Consider the following 15178-nt stretch of genomic DNA (forward strand, 5'->3'; position numbering starts at 1 on the left):
CCGGGCCGGACCCGAACCCCGGCCTGAGTCGCGGGCCGTGCCGGGATCCGCGCCGCAGCCTGCAGCAAGACCGGTCCACCGATCCGTGCCCTGCCCGTCGTCCCCGAACGGAATGAAATCCCTGGCGGCTTCCATGACAACAGTCTCCTCCGGGGGTCCGACATTCTTAGCGCGAAGCAGGAGTGAAGAACAGAGCGCGGTTTCGGATTTTCCGAGTGTCGTCCTGAGGCCGCTTTCCGGGGACGGCATTCGCCCCGGAGGCCGTTTTCCGTCTACCGTCAGGGCCCAAGCGCGAAGACACACGCTGATCTCATTTGACGCCCCAAATGAAGCGAGAGGTCCGGCGCTGCGAGCCTTACAAGCCTGCGCTGCGAACCGTGCGGACCCTACAGGCCGGCCCTACTGCCCGGCCGTCCGGCGCCGCGAACGCTGCGGACAGGCCTTGCGGGCAGGCCGTGTGGTCCGGCGGGGCGGCCGGTCCCCGCGAACCGAACGCCGGCGTTCCACCAGCCCGTCGCACGCGACTCCCCGCACGCGGATCTCCGGACGCCCATCCGGCCGACGTCCAGGACTCCGCGGAGTGCAACTAAACTGGACTGGATCCCTAGCCGCCCACCGTGAGGACAGACTGCACATGGCCATTTTGAATATCCGCATCATCGGCGATCCTGTGTTGCGCACAGTCGCCGATCCCGTGACGGAATTCGGGCCTGAACTGGCAAAGCTGGTCGCTGACATGACCGAAACCATGGAGGACGTGGAGGGCGCAGGCCTGGCCGCGCCCCAGGTCGGCGTGAGCAAGCGCGTCTTCACGTACCGGATCGGTGGCGTCGAGGGCCACATCATCAACCCCGTGCTGGAAAACAGCGAGGACTTCCAGCCGGACCAGGTCGAAGGCTGCCTGTCCATCCCGGGCCTCAGCTTCCCGGTCCGCCGGCACAGGCATACCCGTGTGACCGGCGTGGACCTCCACGGCAATTCCGTCACTGTGGAGGGCGAAGGCATGCTTGCGCGCTGCTTCCAGCACGAGACCGACCACCTGGACGGCATCCTCTATACGGATCGGCTCGAAGGCGACGACCGCAAGACCGCCCTGCGTGCCATCCGCAATGCCGACTACGACGCCATTACCGAACAGACAACAACGAAGCGCGCGAAGACGGTCGGAACGAGCTTTGGCGGGTCCAGCTTCGGAATCACCCCGTGAGGGTTCTTTTCGCGGGAACCCCGGCTGTCGCCGTGCCGTCCCTGGACGCCCTGATTGAGGCCGGGTTCGACGTCGTCGCCGTCCTCACGCGTCCGGACGCCCCGCTGGGCCGCAAACAGATCCTGACGCCGTCGCCCGTGGCAGCACGGGCCGCCGAGCTCGGGATCGAGATCATCCACGCCGCCAAGGTGGACGCCGAGGTCACTGCCCGCATTGCCGCCGTTGCGCCCGACGTCGCGGCCATTGTTGCGTACGGTGGCCTGATTCCCCGTCCGGCCCTGGAAGTTCCGCGCCATGGCTGGGTGAACCTGCACTTTTCGCTGCTGCCGGCCTGGCGTGGCGCCGCCCCCGTGCAGCGTGCCGTTATTGCAGGCGACGACGTCACCGGCGCCGTCACCTTCCGTCTTGAGGAGGGGCTGGATACCGGACCCGTGTTTGGCACGCTCACCGAAACGGTGGACCCCGGCGATACCGCCGGCGCCCTGCTCGAACGGCTCTCACATAGTGGCGCCGTCCTGCTGGCCCAGACCCTGTCCGCCATCGACGCCGGCAAATCCGTCGCGCTGCCGCAGCAGGGGGATGTCAGCCTGGCCCCCAAACTCAGCCTCGAGGATGGCCGGCTTGACTGGCGGCAGCCTGCGTTGGCGATCGGGCGGAGGGCCCGCGGGGTAACGCCCGAGCCCGGTGCCTGGACCATGCTGGAGGGCCAGCGGATCAAGCTCGAGCCGGTGCTGCCCGCGCCGGAAGCTCCCGCCCTTCCGCCCGGACGGCTGGCCATGGAGGGCAAACGCGTCGTGGTGGGCACGGGCTCGCACCCGGTGGAATTGACCCGGATCCAGCCTGCGGGCAAGAAAATGATGGCCGCCGCTGATTGGGCGCGCGGACAGGCAGAACTTGAAAGCGTGGTATTCCAATGAGCGAGTCCGGAACCAGCGGCAGCGGCCGCGGCAGGGGCCACCAGCCCGGCGGCCAGGGCGGCGGCCAGTCCGGTTCCCAGCCCGGTGGCCAGGGTGGCGCCCGCGGCGGCAGCCGGCGGAACGCCCAAGGCCGGGAACGCAACCGCGGCCCGCAGCGTGGCTTCACCGAGAGTGCCCCCTCGCAGCGCACCCGCCGGGCCGATCCGGCCAGGCTCGTAGCCTTCGAAGTGCTCCGTGCCGTGGAAGCCGAGGACGCCTACGCGAACCTCGTGCTGCCCGCCCGGATCCGGCACCACGGACTGGACAAGCGCGACGCCGGTTTCGCCACCGAGCTCAGCTACGGCGCCCTCCGCGGCCAGGGTACCTACGACGCCATCCTGGCACGCTGCGTCGACCGGCCGCTGGACCAGTTGGACCCGGCAATCCTGGATGCCCTGCGGATTGGCGCGCACCAGCTGCTCGCGATGCGGGTGCCCGCCCACGCCGCCCTGGACCAGACCGTGGGGCTGGCCCGCGCCGTGATCGGGGCCGGCCCGTCGGCCCTGATCAATGCCGTGCTGCGCAAGGTCTCGGCCCGCACGCTCGATGAATGGCTCGACCTGCTGCTCAGTACCGAGACCGATCCCACCACGATCGCGTCCATCCGCTACGCCCACCCGGAGTGGATCGTGCGCGCACTGCGCCAATCGCTCGTGGCCCACGGCCGGCCGGCCGCTGAGATCGATGAGCTGCTCGAAGCCGACAACGCCGCGCCGGTGGTGAACCTCGTGGCGCTGCCCGGCGTCGGCAGCCTGGACGAGGCCCTGGAAGGCGGGGCCACTCCGGGCGAACTCGTGGAGGGATCCGCGCTGTCCAGCGGCGGCGACCTCGGCCGGCTCGCCTCGGTTCGTGACGGGAGTACCCGCGTCCAGGACGTCGGTTCGCAGCTCGTGGCCCGCGCCATGGCCGCCGTCGATCTCGGCGCGGAAGCAGCGCCGGGTCGCGACGGCGCGGGGGAGCGCTGGCTCGATCTGTGCGCCGGCCCCGGCGGCAAGGCAGCCCTTCTCGGTGCCCTTGCGCGGCAGCGGGGTGCCCACCTGCTGGCCAACGAATTCGCTCCGCACCGGGCCAAACTGGTCCGCCAGGCCCTGTCCGCTGTGCCACGGGACGCCTGGGAGGTCAGGACCGGAGATGGCCGGGACCTCGGCAGCGAGCAGCCGGAGTCCTTCGACCGGGTCCTCGTCGACGTCCCGTGCACCGGTCTGGGGGCCCTGCGCCGCCGCCCGGAATCGCGATGGCGGCGTACGCCCAAGGACCTGGTGGACCTTGGCCCGCTGCAGCGCCAGCTGCTCAACTCCGCAATCGACGCCGTCAAGCCCGGCGGCGTGGTGGCGTACGTGACGTGTTCGCCGCACCCGGCGGAGACGACCGCCGTCGTGAGTGATGCCCTGCGAAAGCGGGAGGACCTCGAACTCCTCGACGCCGGCGCCGCGCTGGACAGCGTCAGCCTCACCGGCCATCTTGAGGCCGGGCACGAGCTCACCGCCCAGCTCTGGCCCCACGTGCACCACACAGACGCCATGTTCCTGGCCCTCATCCACAAGAAAGCCTGAACGCCGGGCGATACTTGCCCGTAGCCCCCTTCCGCAGGACATGCCCGCTGGGCTGAAATTTGGCAGGACTAATTTTCAGCTGAACGGCATGTCCGCACAGCGACTTTCCATCAGACCGATAGACCGACAAGGAATCCCGCATGACCAAGTGCTGCATCAACCCGAGCATCCTGTCCGCCGACTTCGCCAACCTTGAGGCGGAGCTGAGCCGGATCAGCAACGCGGATGCCGTGCACGTCGACGTCATGGACAACCACTTCGTGCCCAACCTCTCGCTGGGCCTGCCCGTGGTGCAGCGCCTGCAGGAAATCAGCCCCATCCCGCTGGACGCGCACCTGATGATCGAGCACGCCGACCGCTGGGCCCCGGCCTACGCCGACGCCGGCGTGGCGTCCGTGACGTTCCACGCCGAGGCCTCGATTGCCCCCATCAAGCTGGCGCGCGAACTGCGGGCACGCGGCTCTAAGGCGGGGCTTGCGCTCCGGCCGGGGACCGGCGTCGAACCGTTCCTGGACATGCTCGGCGAATTCGACATGCTGCTGATCATGACCGTGGAGCCGGGCTTCGGCGGCCAGGAGTTCCTGGACCTGACCCTGCCGAAGATCCGGCGTGCCCGGGCCGCGATCGATGGCTCGGGCCTCAAGGTGGCTTTGCAGGTGGACGGCGGCATCACCGCGGACACGATCTTCCGGGCCGCCGAGGCCGGAGCAGACGTCTTCGTGGCCGGCTCGGCCGTGTACGGCGCAACTGACCCCGCGGACGCAATCGAACAGCTCAGGGTTGCCGGCAGCCGCTGAGGACGGCGCGGGCCGGGCGGCGGCGCGGGGGCCGTACGGGGCCGGACTGCCGCAAAGATTACTCGGACCGTAATGTACGCGGCCGGGAATAGCCGGAGACCAGCCCGGGTTGTGTCAGAATAACAACACACATACGTGCTCCGGGGTCGGTGTAAGTCCGAACCGGCGGTTATAGTCCGCGACCCGCGCGCCAGTGCCTCTCTTCGGAAAGGTGCGGGCAGACGGTTGAATCGGTGAAATTCCGGTACCGACAGTTAAAGTCTGGATGAGAGAAGCACGTACAGCTGTTACTGCGGCGCCCAGACGGCGCCGCATAATTGTGCTGTCGTATACCCCCGGAGCCATCGCGGTTCTAGAGGGAAGGAACGACACACATGAACTTTCTGCGATGGCTCTTCCAAGCACAGGTCCCGGTAATCGGATCTGTCCTGTTTCTTCGTGAAGTGCCTGGCACCATCTCCGGGCTGGCCCCGGCCCTCGGCGGCATGGGCCGCCGGGTATGGGCAGCCTCTTCGATAACCGTCTCCGCTGTGGCCGTCCCCGACGTGGGGGTTATGGCATGAGCGGCAGTCACCTGGCCACCACGGCTCCTTTGGGCGAGTCCGACGCCGGAGCCCCCTTCAGCGCCGCGGAACGTGCGGCCATGCAAGCTGCCCTCGCTGCCGCGGCGCAGGGTCCGCGGGGCGCCAACCCGCTCGTGGGCGCCGTCGTCCTCGGAACCGACGGGTCGCCCCTCGTCACCGGGTACCACCGCGGGGCAGGGACTGCCCACGCCGAAGCTGACGCGATTGCCCAGGCGCAGGCGGCGGGTCTGGACCTCCGGGGTGCTTCGATGGTGGTGACCCTGGAGCCGTGCAACCACTGCGGACGCACCGGCCCCTGCGCCCAGGCGATCATCAACGCCGGCATCACCGACGTCATCTACGCCATCGATGACCCCCATGATCCGGCCGCCGGCGGCGCCGTGACGCTCCGCGCCGCGGGTGTCCGCGTCCGGTCCGGGCTGGCGGCCGACGCCGCGCTGGATTTGAACCGGCGCTGGTTCGACGCCGTCGCCGCCAAACGGCCCTTCGTCACGCTGCATATCGCACAGACCCTCGACAGCCGCATTGCTGCCGGCGACGGCACCAGCCAGTGGATCTCCAGCCCGGAGTCCCTCGCGGATAATCACGCGCTCCGGGGCCGGATTGACGCCATCCTGGTCGGCACGCAGACGGTGCTGGTTGACAACCCCCGGCTCACGGCCCGGAATGCTGACGGCGAGGAGTCGGGCAAGCAGCCGCTGCGCGCCGTGATGGGCTACCGAGGCATACCCGAGGACGCGGCCATCCACGGCGCGGACGGCAACGTCCTGCACCTGGCGACCCGTGATCCGGGCGAGGCCCTGGACCAGCTGTTCCAGAGCGGCGTCCGGCACCTCATGGTGGAAGGCGGTTCCCGGATCCTGAGCGCATTCCTTACCGCCGGCCTGGTCGATGAACTCATCGTCTACCTGGCGCCGACGCTGCTCGGCTCCGGAACGCCCGCCCTCGACGACCTGGGCATCACCACCCTGGCCGATGCCCAACAGTGGGAATGGGACTCCGCGTCCGGGGGCGCCGTCCGGATGCTCGGCCGCGACCTCCGGCTGCACCTTCGCCCGGCCAGCCCAGCGGGCCCGGCGAGCCCCGCCAGCGCGCCCGGCCTGGAGAGCCCGGCCGCCACACCTACTTCATCCGATACAACCCCGCACCGCAATGGCGCGGACACCGCCGCAGGAGGCAATTGATGTTTACCGGAATTATCGCCGAGCAGGGAAAGGTGCTGTCCGTTGAGCGCAACGGCGATGTCAGCGCCACCGTTCGGCTCCACGCGCCCGGCACCACGGACGGCCTCGCCCTGGGTGGTTCCATCGCGGTCAACGGCGTCTGCCTCACGGCCACGCAAATCGACGGCAAGGACTTCAGCGTCGACGTCATGGGCGAAACCCTCAACCGCAGCACCATCGGTGAACTCACTGCCGGCGATCCCGTCAACCTGGAGCGCTGCGTCCCCGCCGGGGGACGGCTGGACGGTCACGTCGTCCAGGGGCATGTCGACGGCGTCGGGCAGCTTCTGGAACGCGAGGGCCTCGGCAACTGGGACCGGCTCCGGTTCGGTGTGCCGGCCGGACTGGCACGGTACATCGCCGAAAAGGGCTCCATCGCCGTCGACGGCGTCTCCCTCACGGTCACTGCCGTGAGTCCGGCGAACGATCCGGCGCCCTGGTTTGAAGTCGGGCTGATTCCCACGACCCTGGCGGAGACGGGCCTGGGCAGCAAACCCCTCGGCGGCGGGGTGAACCTTGAAGTCGACGTGCTGGCGAAATACACCGAACGCCTGCTGTCCTTTGCCAGCGGAACGTCGCCGGCAGCGCACCGGGCGTCCGCCGGGCCCGCCGAAGAAGCAGCCCAAGAAGCACTCACGGATGGGGCAGCGAAATGAGCCGCGTCAAGGACCAAGCAGGCCATGTCCTGGCTGAAGAACTCCGCGCTGTCGCGGAAGGCGCCGCGGCGGACTCAGATCCACGCCCGGCTGCAGACCCAGCAAGGACGGGCCTCGATCTGATCGAGGACGCCATTGCCGCCATGGCCGCCGGGCGTCCGGTCCTCGTGGTGGATAACGAGGACCGCGAGAACGAAGGCGACATCATTTTCGCCGCCCAGCACGCGACGCCGGCACTGATGGGCTGGACGGTCCGCTACAGCTCCGGCGTGATCTGCGTACCGCTGGCCGCCGACCGGGCCGACGCCCTCGCGCTGCCGCCGATGGTGGCCATCAACGAAGACGCCAAGGGCACCGCCTACACTGTGTCCTGTGATGCCGCCGTCGGAGTCAGCACCGGAATTTCTGCCACGGACCGCGCCCTGACAGCCCGGATCCTGGCCGACCCGCAAAGCCAGCCGAAATCCCTGACCCGTCCCGGGCATGTTTTTCCCCTCCGCGCCGTTAAGGGGGGAGTGCGGGAACGTCCCGGCCACACCGAAGCGGCCGTGGACCTGTGCCGGCTGGCGGGCATGGAACCCGTGGGAGTGATTGCAGAGCTGGTGTATGACAACGGAGAAATGATGCGGCTGGACGGACTACGCGGCTTCGCCATTGAGCATGGCTGCCCCCTGATTTCGATTGCGGATCTGGTGGCCTACCTTGAAGCAGGGCAGCACGACAGCTACGCAGCGGATCCCGTCTGATGGAGGAGAAATAGTGACGACTTCTAAGACACGAGAAGAAACGGCCATGGCAGGTCAGCCGCATCCGGTCAGCGCAGGACCGATCGTCCAACTGCCCACCGCATTTGGCGATTTCGTGGCCCAGGCCTGGACCGATCTGGCCACCGGAGCCGAACACCTGGCGGTCAGTTCACCGATGCAACCTGTGGACGGGATGGCCCCGCTGGTCCGCCTGCACTCGGAGTGCCTCACCGGAGACGTGTTCGGCTCCTACCGCTGCGACTGCGGCGAACAGCTGGCCTATGCCCTCGAGATGATCAACGAGTTCGGCGGTACGCTGCTCTACCTGCGCGGCCAGGAAGGCCGCGGGATCGGCTTGGCGAACAAGATGAAGGCCTATGCCCTGCAAGAAGCCGGATTCGACACTGTGGAGGCCAACGAGCAGCTCGGGTTGCCCGTCGATGCGCGCTGCTACAAGGCCGCGGCCCAGATCCTCGCCGATATGGGTCTCCACGAGATCCGGCTCCTGAGCAACAACCCGGACAAGCAGGACCGGCTCGCCCAGGCAGGCGTCACTGTGGTGGAGATGGTCCCCACAGAGGTTCCTTCCAGGGAACAGAACATCCGCTACCTGCAGACGAAAAAGGACCGGATGGACCACCGCCTGGTTCTGGACGTTGAACCGGCGCCGGCCGGATTCGATCACGACCAGGACTGACCCGGCGGCCTCCCAAGCCGTTCCACCCCGTTCCACCCCGCTTCACCCGCCAGCCCGCCGTGTCCGGCAGCCTAAGCTGCCCGGCAGGGCGGACTGGCGGCGGACCAACCACCCGACTCAACAGCAAGGAATTCCCATGAGTGGCCACGGCGCCCCCCAGATCGACCTCAGCACGTTCAAGCCGGAGGAAACCTCGCGGCTCAAACTGGCCATCGTGGCCGCGAGCTGGCACACCCAGATCATGGACGGGCTCCTTGACGGAGCCCTGCGTGCCGCGAAGGACGCCGGCATCAGCGAGCCGACCGTCCTGCGGGTGCCGGGCACGTTTGAGCTCCCCGTCGCGGCTGCCCGGCTGGCACCGCACTTCGACGCCGTCGTGGCGCTCGGCGTCGTCATCCGTGGCGGGACGCCGCACTTCGAATATGTCTGCGAGGCAGCCACCCTGGGCCTGACCGAGGTGAGCGTCCGCACCGGTGTCCCCGTGGGCTTCGGCGTGCTGACGTGCGATACCGAACAGCAGGGCATCGACCGGGCCGGCCTGCCGGGTTCCACCGAGGACAAGGGGCACGAGGCCGTCACCGCCGCCGTGGCCACGGCAGTGACCCTCAAGCAGTTCGGCTAAGTACCGCTTCGCCCCGGACGACCGGAGCCCGCACAACTGCAGCTCCACGCGGGGCGGCCGGCAGCCCGCCGGCCGCCCCGCCTGTGATTGACCTGCTGTGCAATGCCTCACATCCCGTTCGTCATGCAAGGGCCCGGCAGGCGTTCCCGCGCCGGGAGCAAGTAGGCTTGGGGGCGTGAAGAATTTCGAGTCGCTGTTCGCAGAACTGAGTGAAAAGGCAGCCGTCCGCCCGGAAGGCTCCCGCACCGTCGCCGAACTGGATTCCGGAGTCCATGGCATCGGCAAGAAGGTCGTGGAGGAAGCAGCCGAGGTCTGGATGGCTGCCGAGTATGAATCCGATGAAGCCGCCGCTGAGGAAATTTCGCAGCTGCTGTACCACCTGCAGGTTCTGATGCTCGCCAAAGGACTCACCCTGGAAGACGTCTACAAGCATCTCTAGCCGCGCCCGCACGGAAACCGCCAGGACTCATCCGGCGGAACCCGCGCACCGCGTGGCCGACGTGCCCCAACAGAGACCTTCCACACCCAAGAGAGACTTTTCCCATGCTTAGAGTTGCCGTCCCGAACAAGGGATCCCTGTCCGAAGCCGCCTCCGCCATGCTCGCCGAGGCCGGCTACCGCCAGCGCCGCGACACCCGCGAACTGGTCATGGTGGACCCGGACAACGACATTGAGTTCTTCTTCCTGCGCCCGCGCGACATCGCCGTCTACGTGGGCCAGGGAACACTCGACGTCGGCATCACCGGCCGTGACCTGCTGCTCGACGCCGAGGTCGAGGCCGAGGAGCTGCTGCCGCTGGGCTTCGCCGCGTCCACCTTCCGCTTCGCCGGCCCCGTGGGCGATTTCACCACCATCGAACAGCTCGAGGGCAAGCGCCTCGCCACGAGCTATGACGGTCTGCTGCGCGGCTACCTGGCCGAGCGCGGCATCAAAGCGAAGGTGGTCCGCCTCGACGGCGCCGTGGAATCCTCCGTACGCCTCGGCGTCGCGGACGCGATTGCCGACGTCGTCGAGACCGGCACCACGCTCAAGGCCGCCGGCATGGAGATCTTCGGGGAGCCGATCCTGAACTCAGAGTCGGTGCTGATCGGCCGCAAGGGCGAGCAGAACCCGGCCACCGAGGTGCTGATCCGCCGGCTCCAAGGCGTGCTCGTGGCCCGGCAGTACGTGCTGATGGACTACGACATCCGCAAGGAGCTCGTGGAGCAGGCCGCCGGGCTGACACCGGGCCTGGAGTCGCCAACCGTCTCGCCGCTGCGCGATTCGGACTGGGTGGCCGTCCGCTCGATGGTGCCCAAGCGGGAAACCAACCGGATCATGGACGAGCTCTACGACCTCGGCGCCCGCGCCATCCTGGTCAGCAGCATCCACGCCTGCCGCATCTGAGCGCCCACCTGCCGAGTCCCTCCAGCAAACATCAGGAGAAATCATGACTGTTGCCGTGCGCGTCATCCCGTGCCTCGACGTCGATGCCGGCCGCGTGGTCAAGGGCATCAACTTTGAAGGGCTCCGCGACGCCGGTGACCCGGTGGAACTGGCGCACCGCTACGACAACAGCGGCGCCGACGAGCTGACGTTCCTTGACGTCACGGCGTCATCCGGCAACCGGGAGACCACGTTCGACGTCGTCCGCCGCACCGCCGAGGAAGTCTTCATCCCGCTCACGGTCGGCGGCGGTGTCCGCGGCGTGGCAGAGGTGGACAAGCTCCTGCGCTGCGGCGCGGACAAAGCCGCCATCAACACTGCTGCCGTGGCCCGGCCGGACGTGATCGACGAGATCACCCGGCACTTTGGGTCCCAGGTCCTGGTGCTTTCCCTCGACGCCCGGCGTACCCGCCCGGGTTCGAAGCCCACCCCGACCGGCTTCGAAGTCACCACTCACGGCGGACGCCAGGGGACCGGGATCGACGCCATCGCGTGGGCCCGGGAAGCTGCGGACCGCGGCGTGGGGGAGATCCTGCTCAACTCGATCGACGCCGACGGCACCAAGGACGGCTTTGACCTGGAATTGATCCGGCTCGCCCGTGCCGGGGTCAAAGTCCCGCTCATCGCCTCCGGCGGCGCCGGCAAACCCCAGCACTTCCCGCCGGCCGTGGCAGCGGGCGCCGACGCCGTCCTCGCGGCATCGGTCTTCCATTTCGGGCCCCTCGACATGATCGCCCAGGTCAAGGCCGCGATCCGGCAGGCAGGCTTCGAGGTCCGCTAGGAATCGTTCGTTGTGCCTGGGCCCACGCCTGCCGGGTTCCCCGGTCAGGGAGCCGACGCGGACTTGCGAGGCTAGGGAGCGTGTGGCATTCGAAGTCCGCTAGGAATCGTTGGTTGTGCCTGGGCCCACGCCCGCCGGGTTCCCTGGCCGAGCTTGCGAGGTTAGGGAGCGGGTGGGGACTAGAGGCCGACTTCGGCGGACTGCAGGAGTGCGACGGCATCCGGCTGGCCTTCGAAGGTCACGAGGGCGTGCCGCGTGCGGCCGTGGGCGTGCATGAGGAGTTCCCCGGGCTCGCCGACGATGGCCACCGACACGGGGGCCCGCTTGGCCACGTGCCGCGGGCCGGAAGGGCTCACCAGCACAATGCCCAGGTCCACGCCGCGGTACAGGATGGCCGCCCGCTTGACGAGTTCGTCCCACAGGGCGTCCGAGTAGGCCTCGTCCAGGGCCCGCGGTGCCCACCGGTCCACGGCACGGCGCACGTCCTCGGTGTGCACAAAGTATTCGATCAGGTTGGAGCTCTCGTCCAAGGCCTTGATCCGCAGCGGCGACAGCGCCGGGGGACCGGCCCGGAAGGCGTTGACCAATTTGGCGTAGGCCTCGGGGGTCTTCAGCGTGCCGGCGAGTTCGGCCGTGGCTTGGTCCGATGCCTTGGAAAGGCGTTTGATCAGCAGGCCAAGTCCGACGGCGATCTTCCGCTCGCGCAGGTACAGGTGCGCGGCAAGGTCGCGGGTGAGCCACCCCGTGCAGAGCGTGGCGGCATCAGGGCCGGCTGCCAGCAGGGTTTCGGCCAGGACTTCTCGGGACGGTTCGACGAAATGCATCACTTGTGAAACTAGCACGAGACGGCCGCGCGTGGGCACAGGAATCGCCGCCGCAGGGGTGCGTGACGGCTTCATCCGGCGGGGGAACGGCGGGGGAAGGCGGAAGGCGCGTCGAAGAGCGGCCAAGTGTTAAGCGGGAGTGTTAAGCGACGGCGTGGACCCGCAGGCCAGCGGCCTGCCCGAAGGCACTAGACTTGATCTGATGTCTGAGCAGCCCGCCCCCGCCACCAGCCCCGCCAACGCTGTCCCCGGCGACGCCGTTGACACCGACGCCGTCGTCTCCGGCGACGCCGTAGCCAACACAGCGCCCGGGGCCCCGGAATCCTCGGCCAGCCCCCTCCCGGCCGGACTGGCCGACGCCCTGAAGCGCGACAGCGCCGGCCTGGTGGCCGCGATCGTCCAGCAGTTCGACACCCACGAGGTGCTGATGCTGGGCTGGATGGACGACGAGGCGCTGCACCGCACCATGACGAGCGGCCGTGTGACTTTCTACTCGAGGTCCCGCCAGGAGTACTGGCGCAAGGGCGACACCTCCGGGCACGTGCAATGGGTCAAGTCGCTCGCCATGGACTGCGACGGCGATGCCCTGCTGATCCGGGTCGACCAAGTGGGCGCAGCCTGCCACACCGGAACCCGGACCTGCTTCGACGGCCGCGAGATCGACGCCGTCGTCGGCCATGGAGGCTAAGCGCCCCCGGCGCGGAAACCCGGCAGAGCACTCCGGCACCCCCACAGCTTCACTGACAGGACCACAGGCAGGATCCCACGACCGGATCCGCTACGGGTCCCACTAAAGAACAGGCGGAAAGCACAGCCATGCAGGACCTTGGAATCATCAGCCCTGGCCTCGAAGAGTTCCGTGAACTCGCAGGCCACAGCCGCGTCATCCCCGTCCGGCTCAAGGTGCTCGCTGACGCCGAAACCCCCATCGGGCTCTACCGCAAGCTCGCCCACGGCCAGCCCGGAACGTTCCTCATGGAATCGGCGGCGGTCGGCGGATCCTGGTCCCGCTACTCCTTCATCGGCTCCCGCTCCCGCGCCACCCTGACCACCAAGGACGGCCAGGCGTACTGGCTGGGCGAGCCCCCGGTCGGCGTGCCGCTGGACGGCAACCCCGTGGACGCCATCCGCGACACCGTGGCGGCCCTCCGCACCGACCGTTTCGACGGCCTCCCGCCGTTCACCTCCGGTCTGGTCGGATTCCTGGGCTGGGAAACCGTCCGGCACTGGGAGAAACTGACCAGCCCTCCGGAGGACGACCTCGAACTGCCGGAACTGGCCCTCAACCTCGTCACGGACATGGCGGTCCACGACAACATGGACGGCACTGTCCTGCTGATCGCCAACGCCATCAACTTCGACAACAGCTCCGAGCGCGTCGACGACGCCTGGCATGACGCCGTCGCCCGTGTGAAGGCCTTGCTGGAAAAGATCAGCAGCCCCGTCAAGCAGCCCGTCTCTGTCCTGGAAACCGCCGCGCTCGACTTTGCCTCGAGCGTGCAGGAACGCTGGGACGAGACCGACTACCTCGCCGCCCTGGACCGCGGCAAGGAAGCGATCGTGGACGGCGAGGTCTTCCAGGTGGTGATCTCGCGCCGCTTCGAAATGGAATGCGGCGCGGATCCCCTTGATGTGTACCGGGTCCTGCGGAACACCAATCCCAGCCCGTACATGTACCTTTTCAGCTTCGAGGATGCCGCGGGCCGAGAGTACACAATCGTCGGCTCCTCGCCGGAGGCCCTAGTCACTGTGACCGGGGACGAGGTCATCACCCACCCGATCGCCGGGTCACGGCCGCGGGGCAAAACGGTGGAAGCGGACAAGGCACTGGCCGAGGAACTGCTGGCGGACCAGAAAGAGCGCGCCGAGCACCTGATGCTGGTCGACCTGTCCCGCAATGACCTCTCCAAGGTCTGCGTCGCTGGATCCGTCGACGTCACGCAGTTCATGGAAGTGGAGCGCTTCAGCCACATCATGCACCTCGTGTCCACGGTGGTCGGCAAGCTGGCTCCGGAGGCCAAGGCCTACGACGTCCTCAAGGCCACGTTCCCGGCAGGCACCCTCTCCGGAGCCCCGAAGCCGCGGGCCCTGCGCCTCCTGGACGAGCTTGAACCGCACCGGCGGGGAATCTACGGCGGCGTGGTGGGGTACCTGGACTTCGCCGGCGACATGGACATGGCGATCGCGATCCGTTCGGCCCTGCTCCGGGAAGGTCGCGCGTACGTTCAGGCCGGCGGCGGGATCGTTGCCGATTCGGTCAACCCCACCGAGGCCCAGGAAACCGTCAACAAGGCCGCAGCGCCGCTGCGCGCCGTCCACACCGCCGGTTCGCTGCACAACATCACCGCCGACCAGGTCCCCGACGCCGCTGCTGTGGCCGATGCCGCGTCGGTTTCCGACGCCGGGGCGGACAACTGATGGGGGAACCGGAAGCCGTCGTCAAGACCACCGCAAGGCCGGCGGTGCCTCGTTGGGCCCGCAAGTCCACACTTGTCCTGGTGATCGCCGCCCTGGCGCTGGCCGTCTTCGGGACCACCACGCAGACCTGGCTGACGGTGCACCTCGATCCCGCCCAGCTCGGCGGCGCCGTTGCCAGCCAGAACGGCCTGCAGGTCCAGGGCAGCAAGGCCGCCACCACCGTGACGGCCCTGGCCCTCGTTGCCCTCGCCGGGGGTCTCGCGGCCTCCATCGCCGGGCGCGTGGCGCGCTGGGTCACGACGGGCATCATCGTCCTGGCCGCCGCGGGCATCGTGGCCGCGGCCGCCGTCGTCCTGGCGGACCCGCTGGCCGCGGCCCAGGGATCCATCGCGGCCGCCACCGGAATCAGTGGCAGCACCGTCCAGGTGGACGTCACCGTCTTCCCCGTCCTGGCCGTCGTCGCCGGGTCCCTGCTGGGGATCTGCGCCCTCGCGATCGTGCCCGCCGGCCGATACTGGAAGAGCCGCACCAAATATGACGCGGCAGCCGCTACGCCCGCCGACGGCGGGACTGCAGTTGGTGGTACTACCGCCGCAGCGCCCGCGGACGAGATTGACAGCTGGGACCGGTTGTCCCGAGGGGACGACCCCACCTGAGCCGATGCCGCGGGCGCGCCCGGTAACGCCGCC

Annotated in this window: 17 protein-coding genes and 1 riboswitch; of the genes, 16 read left to right on the forward strand and 1 reads right to left on the reverse strand. The window is 68.6% G+C overall.

All coding sequences use genetic code 11. The features are described from left to right. The first annotated feature begins 634 nt into the window (after positions 1-634). The 13 genes from def (at position 635) to hisF (ending at position 11247) form a co-directional block, all read left to right on the forward strand. Positions 635-1207, forward strand: a complete 573-nt coding sequence (def, locus tag BLR03_RS12100) for a peptide deformylase (RefSeq protein ID WP_091252873.1) — start codon at positions 635-637, stop codon at positions 1205-1207. Next, complete coding sequence (gene fmt / locus BLR03_RS12105; RefSeq protein WP_091252875.1) at positions 1204-2124, forward strand: methionyl-tRNA formyltransferase; 921 nt, start codon at positions 1204-1206, stop codon at positions 2122-2124. Before def ends, fmt begins: the two co-directional genes overlap by 4 nt. Continuing rightward, positions 2121-3716, forward strand: a complete 1596-nt coding sequence (locus BLR03_RS12110) for an RsmB/NOP family class I SAM-dependent RNA methyltransferase (RefSeq protein ID WP_091252877.1) — start codon at positions 2121-2123, stop codon at positions 3714-3716. Before fmt ends, BLR03_RS12110 begins: the two co-directional genes overlap by 4 nt. 140 nt (positions 3717-3856) lie before the next feature. Beyond that, positions 3857-4513 (forward strand): ribulose-phosphate 3-epimerase, encoded by a 657-nt coding sequence (gene rpe, locus BLR03_RS12115; RefSeq protein WP_091252880.1) that lies wholly within the window; start codon positions 3857-3859, stop codon positions 4511-4513. A 131-nt stretch (positions 4514-4644) separates the two neighbouring features. Further along, positions 4645-4795: riboswitch (FMN riboswitch) on the forward strand. Positions 4796-4887: 92 nt separating this feature from the next. Next, positions 4888-5076, forward strand: a complete 189-nt coding sequence (locus tag BLR03_RS12120; protein WP_368086965.1) for a hypothetical protein — start codon at positions 4888-4890, stop codon at positions 5074-5076. Beyond that, positions 5073-6281: a bifunctional diaminohydroxyphosphoribosylaminopyrimidine deaminase/5-amino-6-(5-phosphoribosylamino)uracil reductase RibD gene (gene ribD, locus BLR03_RS12125; RefSeq protein ID WP_091252882.1), complete on the forward strand. Its 1209-nt coding sequence runs from the start codon at positions 5073-5075 to the stop codon at positions 6279-6281. The genes BLR03_RS12120 and ribD overlap by 4 nt, the downstream gene beginning before the upstream one ends. Next, positions 6281-6976 (forward strand): riboflavin synthase, encoded by a 696-nt coding sequence (locus BLR03_RS12130; protein WP_091252884.1) that lies wholly within the window; start codon positions 6281-6283, stop codon positions 6974-6976. Before ribD ends, BLR03_RS12130 begins: the two co-directional genes overlap by 1 nt. Next, the gene (gene ribB, locus BLR03_RS12135; protein ID WP_091252886.1) at positions 6973-7722 is read left to right on the forward strand and encodes a 3,4-dihydroxy-2-butanone-4-phosphate synthase; all 750 of its coding nucleotides are present in this window, start codon (positions 6973-6975) and stop codon (positions 7720-7722) included. Before BLR03_RS12130 ends, ribB begins: the two co-directional genes overlap by 4 nt. A gap of 46 nt (positions 7723-7768) precedes the next feature. Beyond that, positions 7769-8419 carry a GTP cyclohydrolase II gene (ribA, locus tag BLR03_RS12140; RefSeq protein WP_091252888.1) on the forward strand — a complete coding sequence of 217 codons (651 nt, stop codon included), beginning with the start codon at positions 7769-7771 and terminating at the stop codon, positions 8417-8419. Positions 8420-8555: 136 nt separating this feature from the next. Further along, on the forward strand, positions 8556-9041 hold the full coding sequence (gene ribH, locus BLR03_RS12145; protein WP_091252889.1) for a 6,7-dimethyl-8-ribityllumazine synthase: 486 nt from the start codon (positions 8556-8558) through the stop codon (positions 9039-9041). A 175-nt stretch (positions 9042-9216) separates the two neighbouring features. Continuing rightward, a complete protein-coding gene (locus BLR03_RS12150) occupies positions 9217-9480 on the forward strand; it encodes a phosphoribosyl-ATP diphosphatase (RefSeq protein WP_018772463.1) in 264 nt (87 codons plus the stop codon). Between the two features lie 104 nt (positions 9481-9584). Further along, entirely contained in the window at positions 9585-10427 is an 843-nt protein-coding gene (gene hisG / locus BLR03_RS12155) for an ATP phosphoribosyltransferase (protein WP_091252891.1), read from the forward strand. A 43-nt stretch (positions 10428-10470) separates the two neighbouring features. Continuing rightward, positions 10471-11247, forward strand: a complete 777-nt coding sequence (hisF, locus tag BLR03_RS12160) for an imidazole glycerol phosphate synthase subunit HisF (protein WP_091252893.1) — start codon at positions 10471-10473, stop codon at positions 11245-11247. A 179-nt stretch (positions 11248-11426) separates the two neighbouring features. Here hisF and BLR03_RS12165 read toward each other — a convergent pair whose 3' ends face one another. After that, entirely contained in the window at positions 11427-12071 is a 645-nt protein-coding gene (locus tag BLR03_RS12165; RefSeq protein WP_091253023.1) for a TIGR03085 family metal-binding protein, read from the reverse strand. Positions 12072-12273: 202 nt separating this feature from the next. On the opposite strand from BLR03_RS12165, the gene hisI reads away from it, so the two are divergent. The 3 genes from hisI to BLR03_RS12180 all read left to right on the forward strand — a co-directional run bounded on the left by hisI (position 12274) and on the right by BLR03_RS12180 (position 15145). Continuing rightward, positions 12274-12759 (forward strand): phosphoribosyl-AMP cyclohydrolase, encoded by a 486-nt coding sequence (gene hisI / locus BLR03_RS12170; RefSeq protein ID WP_091252895.1) that lies wholly within the window; start codon positions 12274-12276, stop codon positions 12757-12759. A 128-nt stretch (positions 12760-12887) separates the two neighbouring features. Continuing rightward, entirely contained in the window at positions 12888-14489 is a 1602-nt protein-coding gene (locus BLR03_RS12175) for an anthranilate synthase component I (RefSeq protein WP_091252896.1), read from the forward strand. After that, the gene (locus BLR03_RS12180) at positions 14489-15145 is read left to right on the forward strand and encodes a Trp biosynthesis-associated membrane protein (RefSeq protein WP_091252898.1); all 657 of its coding nucleotides are present in this window, start codon (positions 14489-14491) and stop codon (positions 15143-15145) included. The genes BLR03_RS12175 and BLR03_RS12180 overlap by 1 nt, the downstream gene beginning before the upstream one ends. Positions 15146-15178: the final 33 nt, after the last annotated feature.

It is taken from the genome of Arthrobacter sp. ok909 (genome assembly GCF_900104405.1).
GTDB lineage: Bacteria > Actinomycetota > Actinomycetes > Actinomycetales > Micrococcaceae > Arthrobacter > Arthrobacter humicola.

Bases quoted from the DNA above. Each gene is read 5' to 3' on its own strand.
- def (WP_091252873.1), top strand. From the start codon at position 635: ATGGCCATTTTGAATATCCGCATCATCGGCGATCCTGTGTTGCGCACA.
- BLR03_RS12110 (WP_091252877.1), top strand. From the start codon at position 2,121: ATGAGCGAGTCCGGAACCAGCGGCAGCGGCCGCGGCAGGGGCCACCAG.
- rpe (WP_091252880.1), top strand. From the start codon at position 3,857: ATGACCAAGTGCTGCATCAACCCGAGCATCCTGTCCGCCGACTTCGCC.
- BLR03_RS12120 (WP_368086965.1), top strand. From the start codon at position 4,888: ATGAACTTTCTGCGATGGCTCTTCCAAGCACAGGTCCCGGTAATCGGA.
- ribD (WP_091252882.1), top strand. From the start codon at position 5,073: ATGAGCGGCAGTCACCTGGCCACCACGGCTCCTTTGGGCGAGTCCGAC.
- BLR03_RS12130 (WP_091252884.1), top strand. From the start codon at position 6,281: ATGTTTACCGGAATTATCGCCGAGCAGGGAAAGGTGCTGTCCGTTGAG.
- ribB (WP_091252886.1), top strand. From the start codon at position 6,973: ATGAGCCGCGTCAAGGACCAAGCAGGCCATGTCCTGGCTGAAGAACTC.
- ribA (WP_091252888.1), top strand. From the start codon at position 7,769: ATGGCAGGTCAGCCGCATCCGGTCAGCGCAGGACCGATCGTCCAACTG.
- ribH (WP_091252889.1), top strand. From the start codon at position 8,556: ATGAGTGGCCACGGCGCCCCCCAGATCGACCTCAGCACGTTCAAGCCG.
- hisG (WP_091252891.1), top strand. From the start codon at position 9,585: ATGCTTAGAGTTGCCGTCCCGAACAAGGGATCCCTGTCCGAAGCCGCC.
- hisF (WP_091252893.1), top strand. From the start codon at position 10,471: ATGACTGTTGCCGTGCGCGTCATCCCGTGCCTCGACGTCGATGCCGGC.
- BLR03_RS12165 (WP_091253023.1), bottom strand. From the start codon at position 12,071: ATGCATTTCGTCGAACCGTCCCGAGAAGTCCTGGCCGAAACCCTGCTG.
- hisI (WP_091252895.1), top strand. From the start codon at position 12,274: ATGTCTGAGCAGCCCGCCCCCGCCACCAGCCCCGCCAACGCTGTCCCC.
- BLR03_RS12175 (WP_091252896.1), top strand. From the start codon at position 12,888: ATGCAGGACCTTGGAATCATCAGCCCTGGCCTCGAAGAGTTCCGTGAA.
- BLR03_RS12180 (WP_091252898.1), top strand. From the start codon at position 14,489: ATGGGGGAACCGGAAGCCGTCGTCAAGACCACCGCAAGGCCGGCGGTG.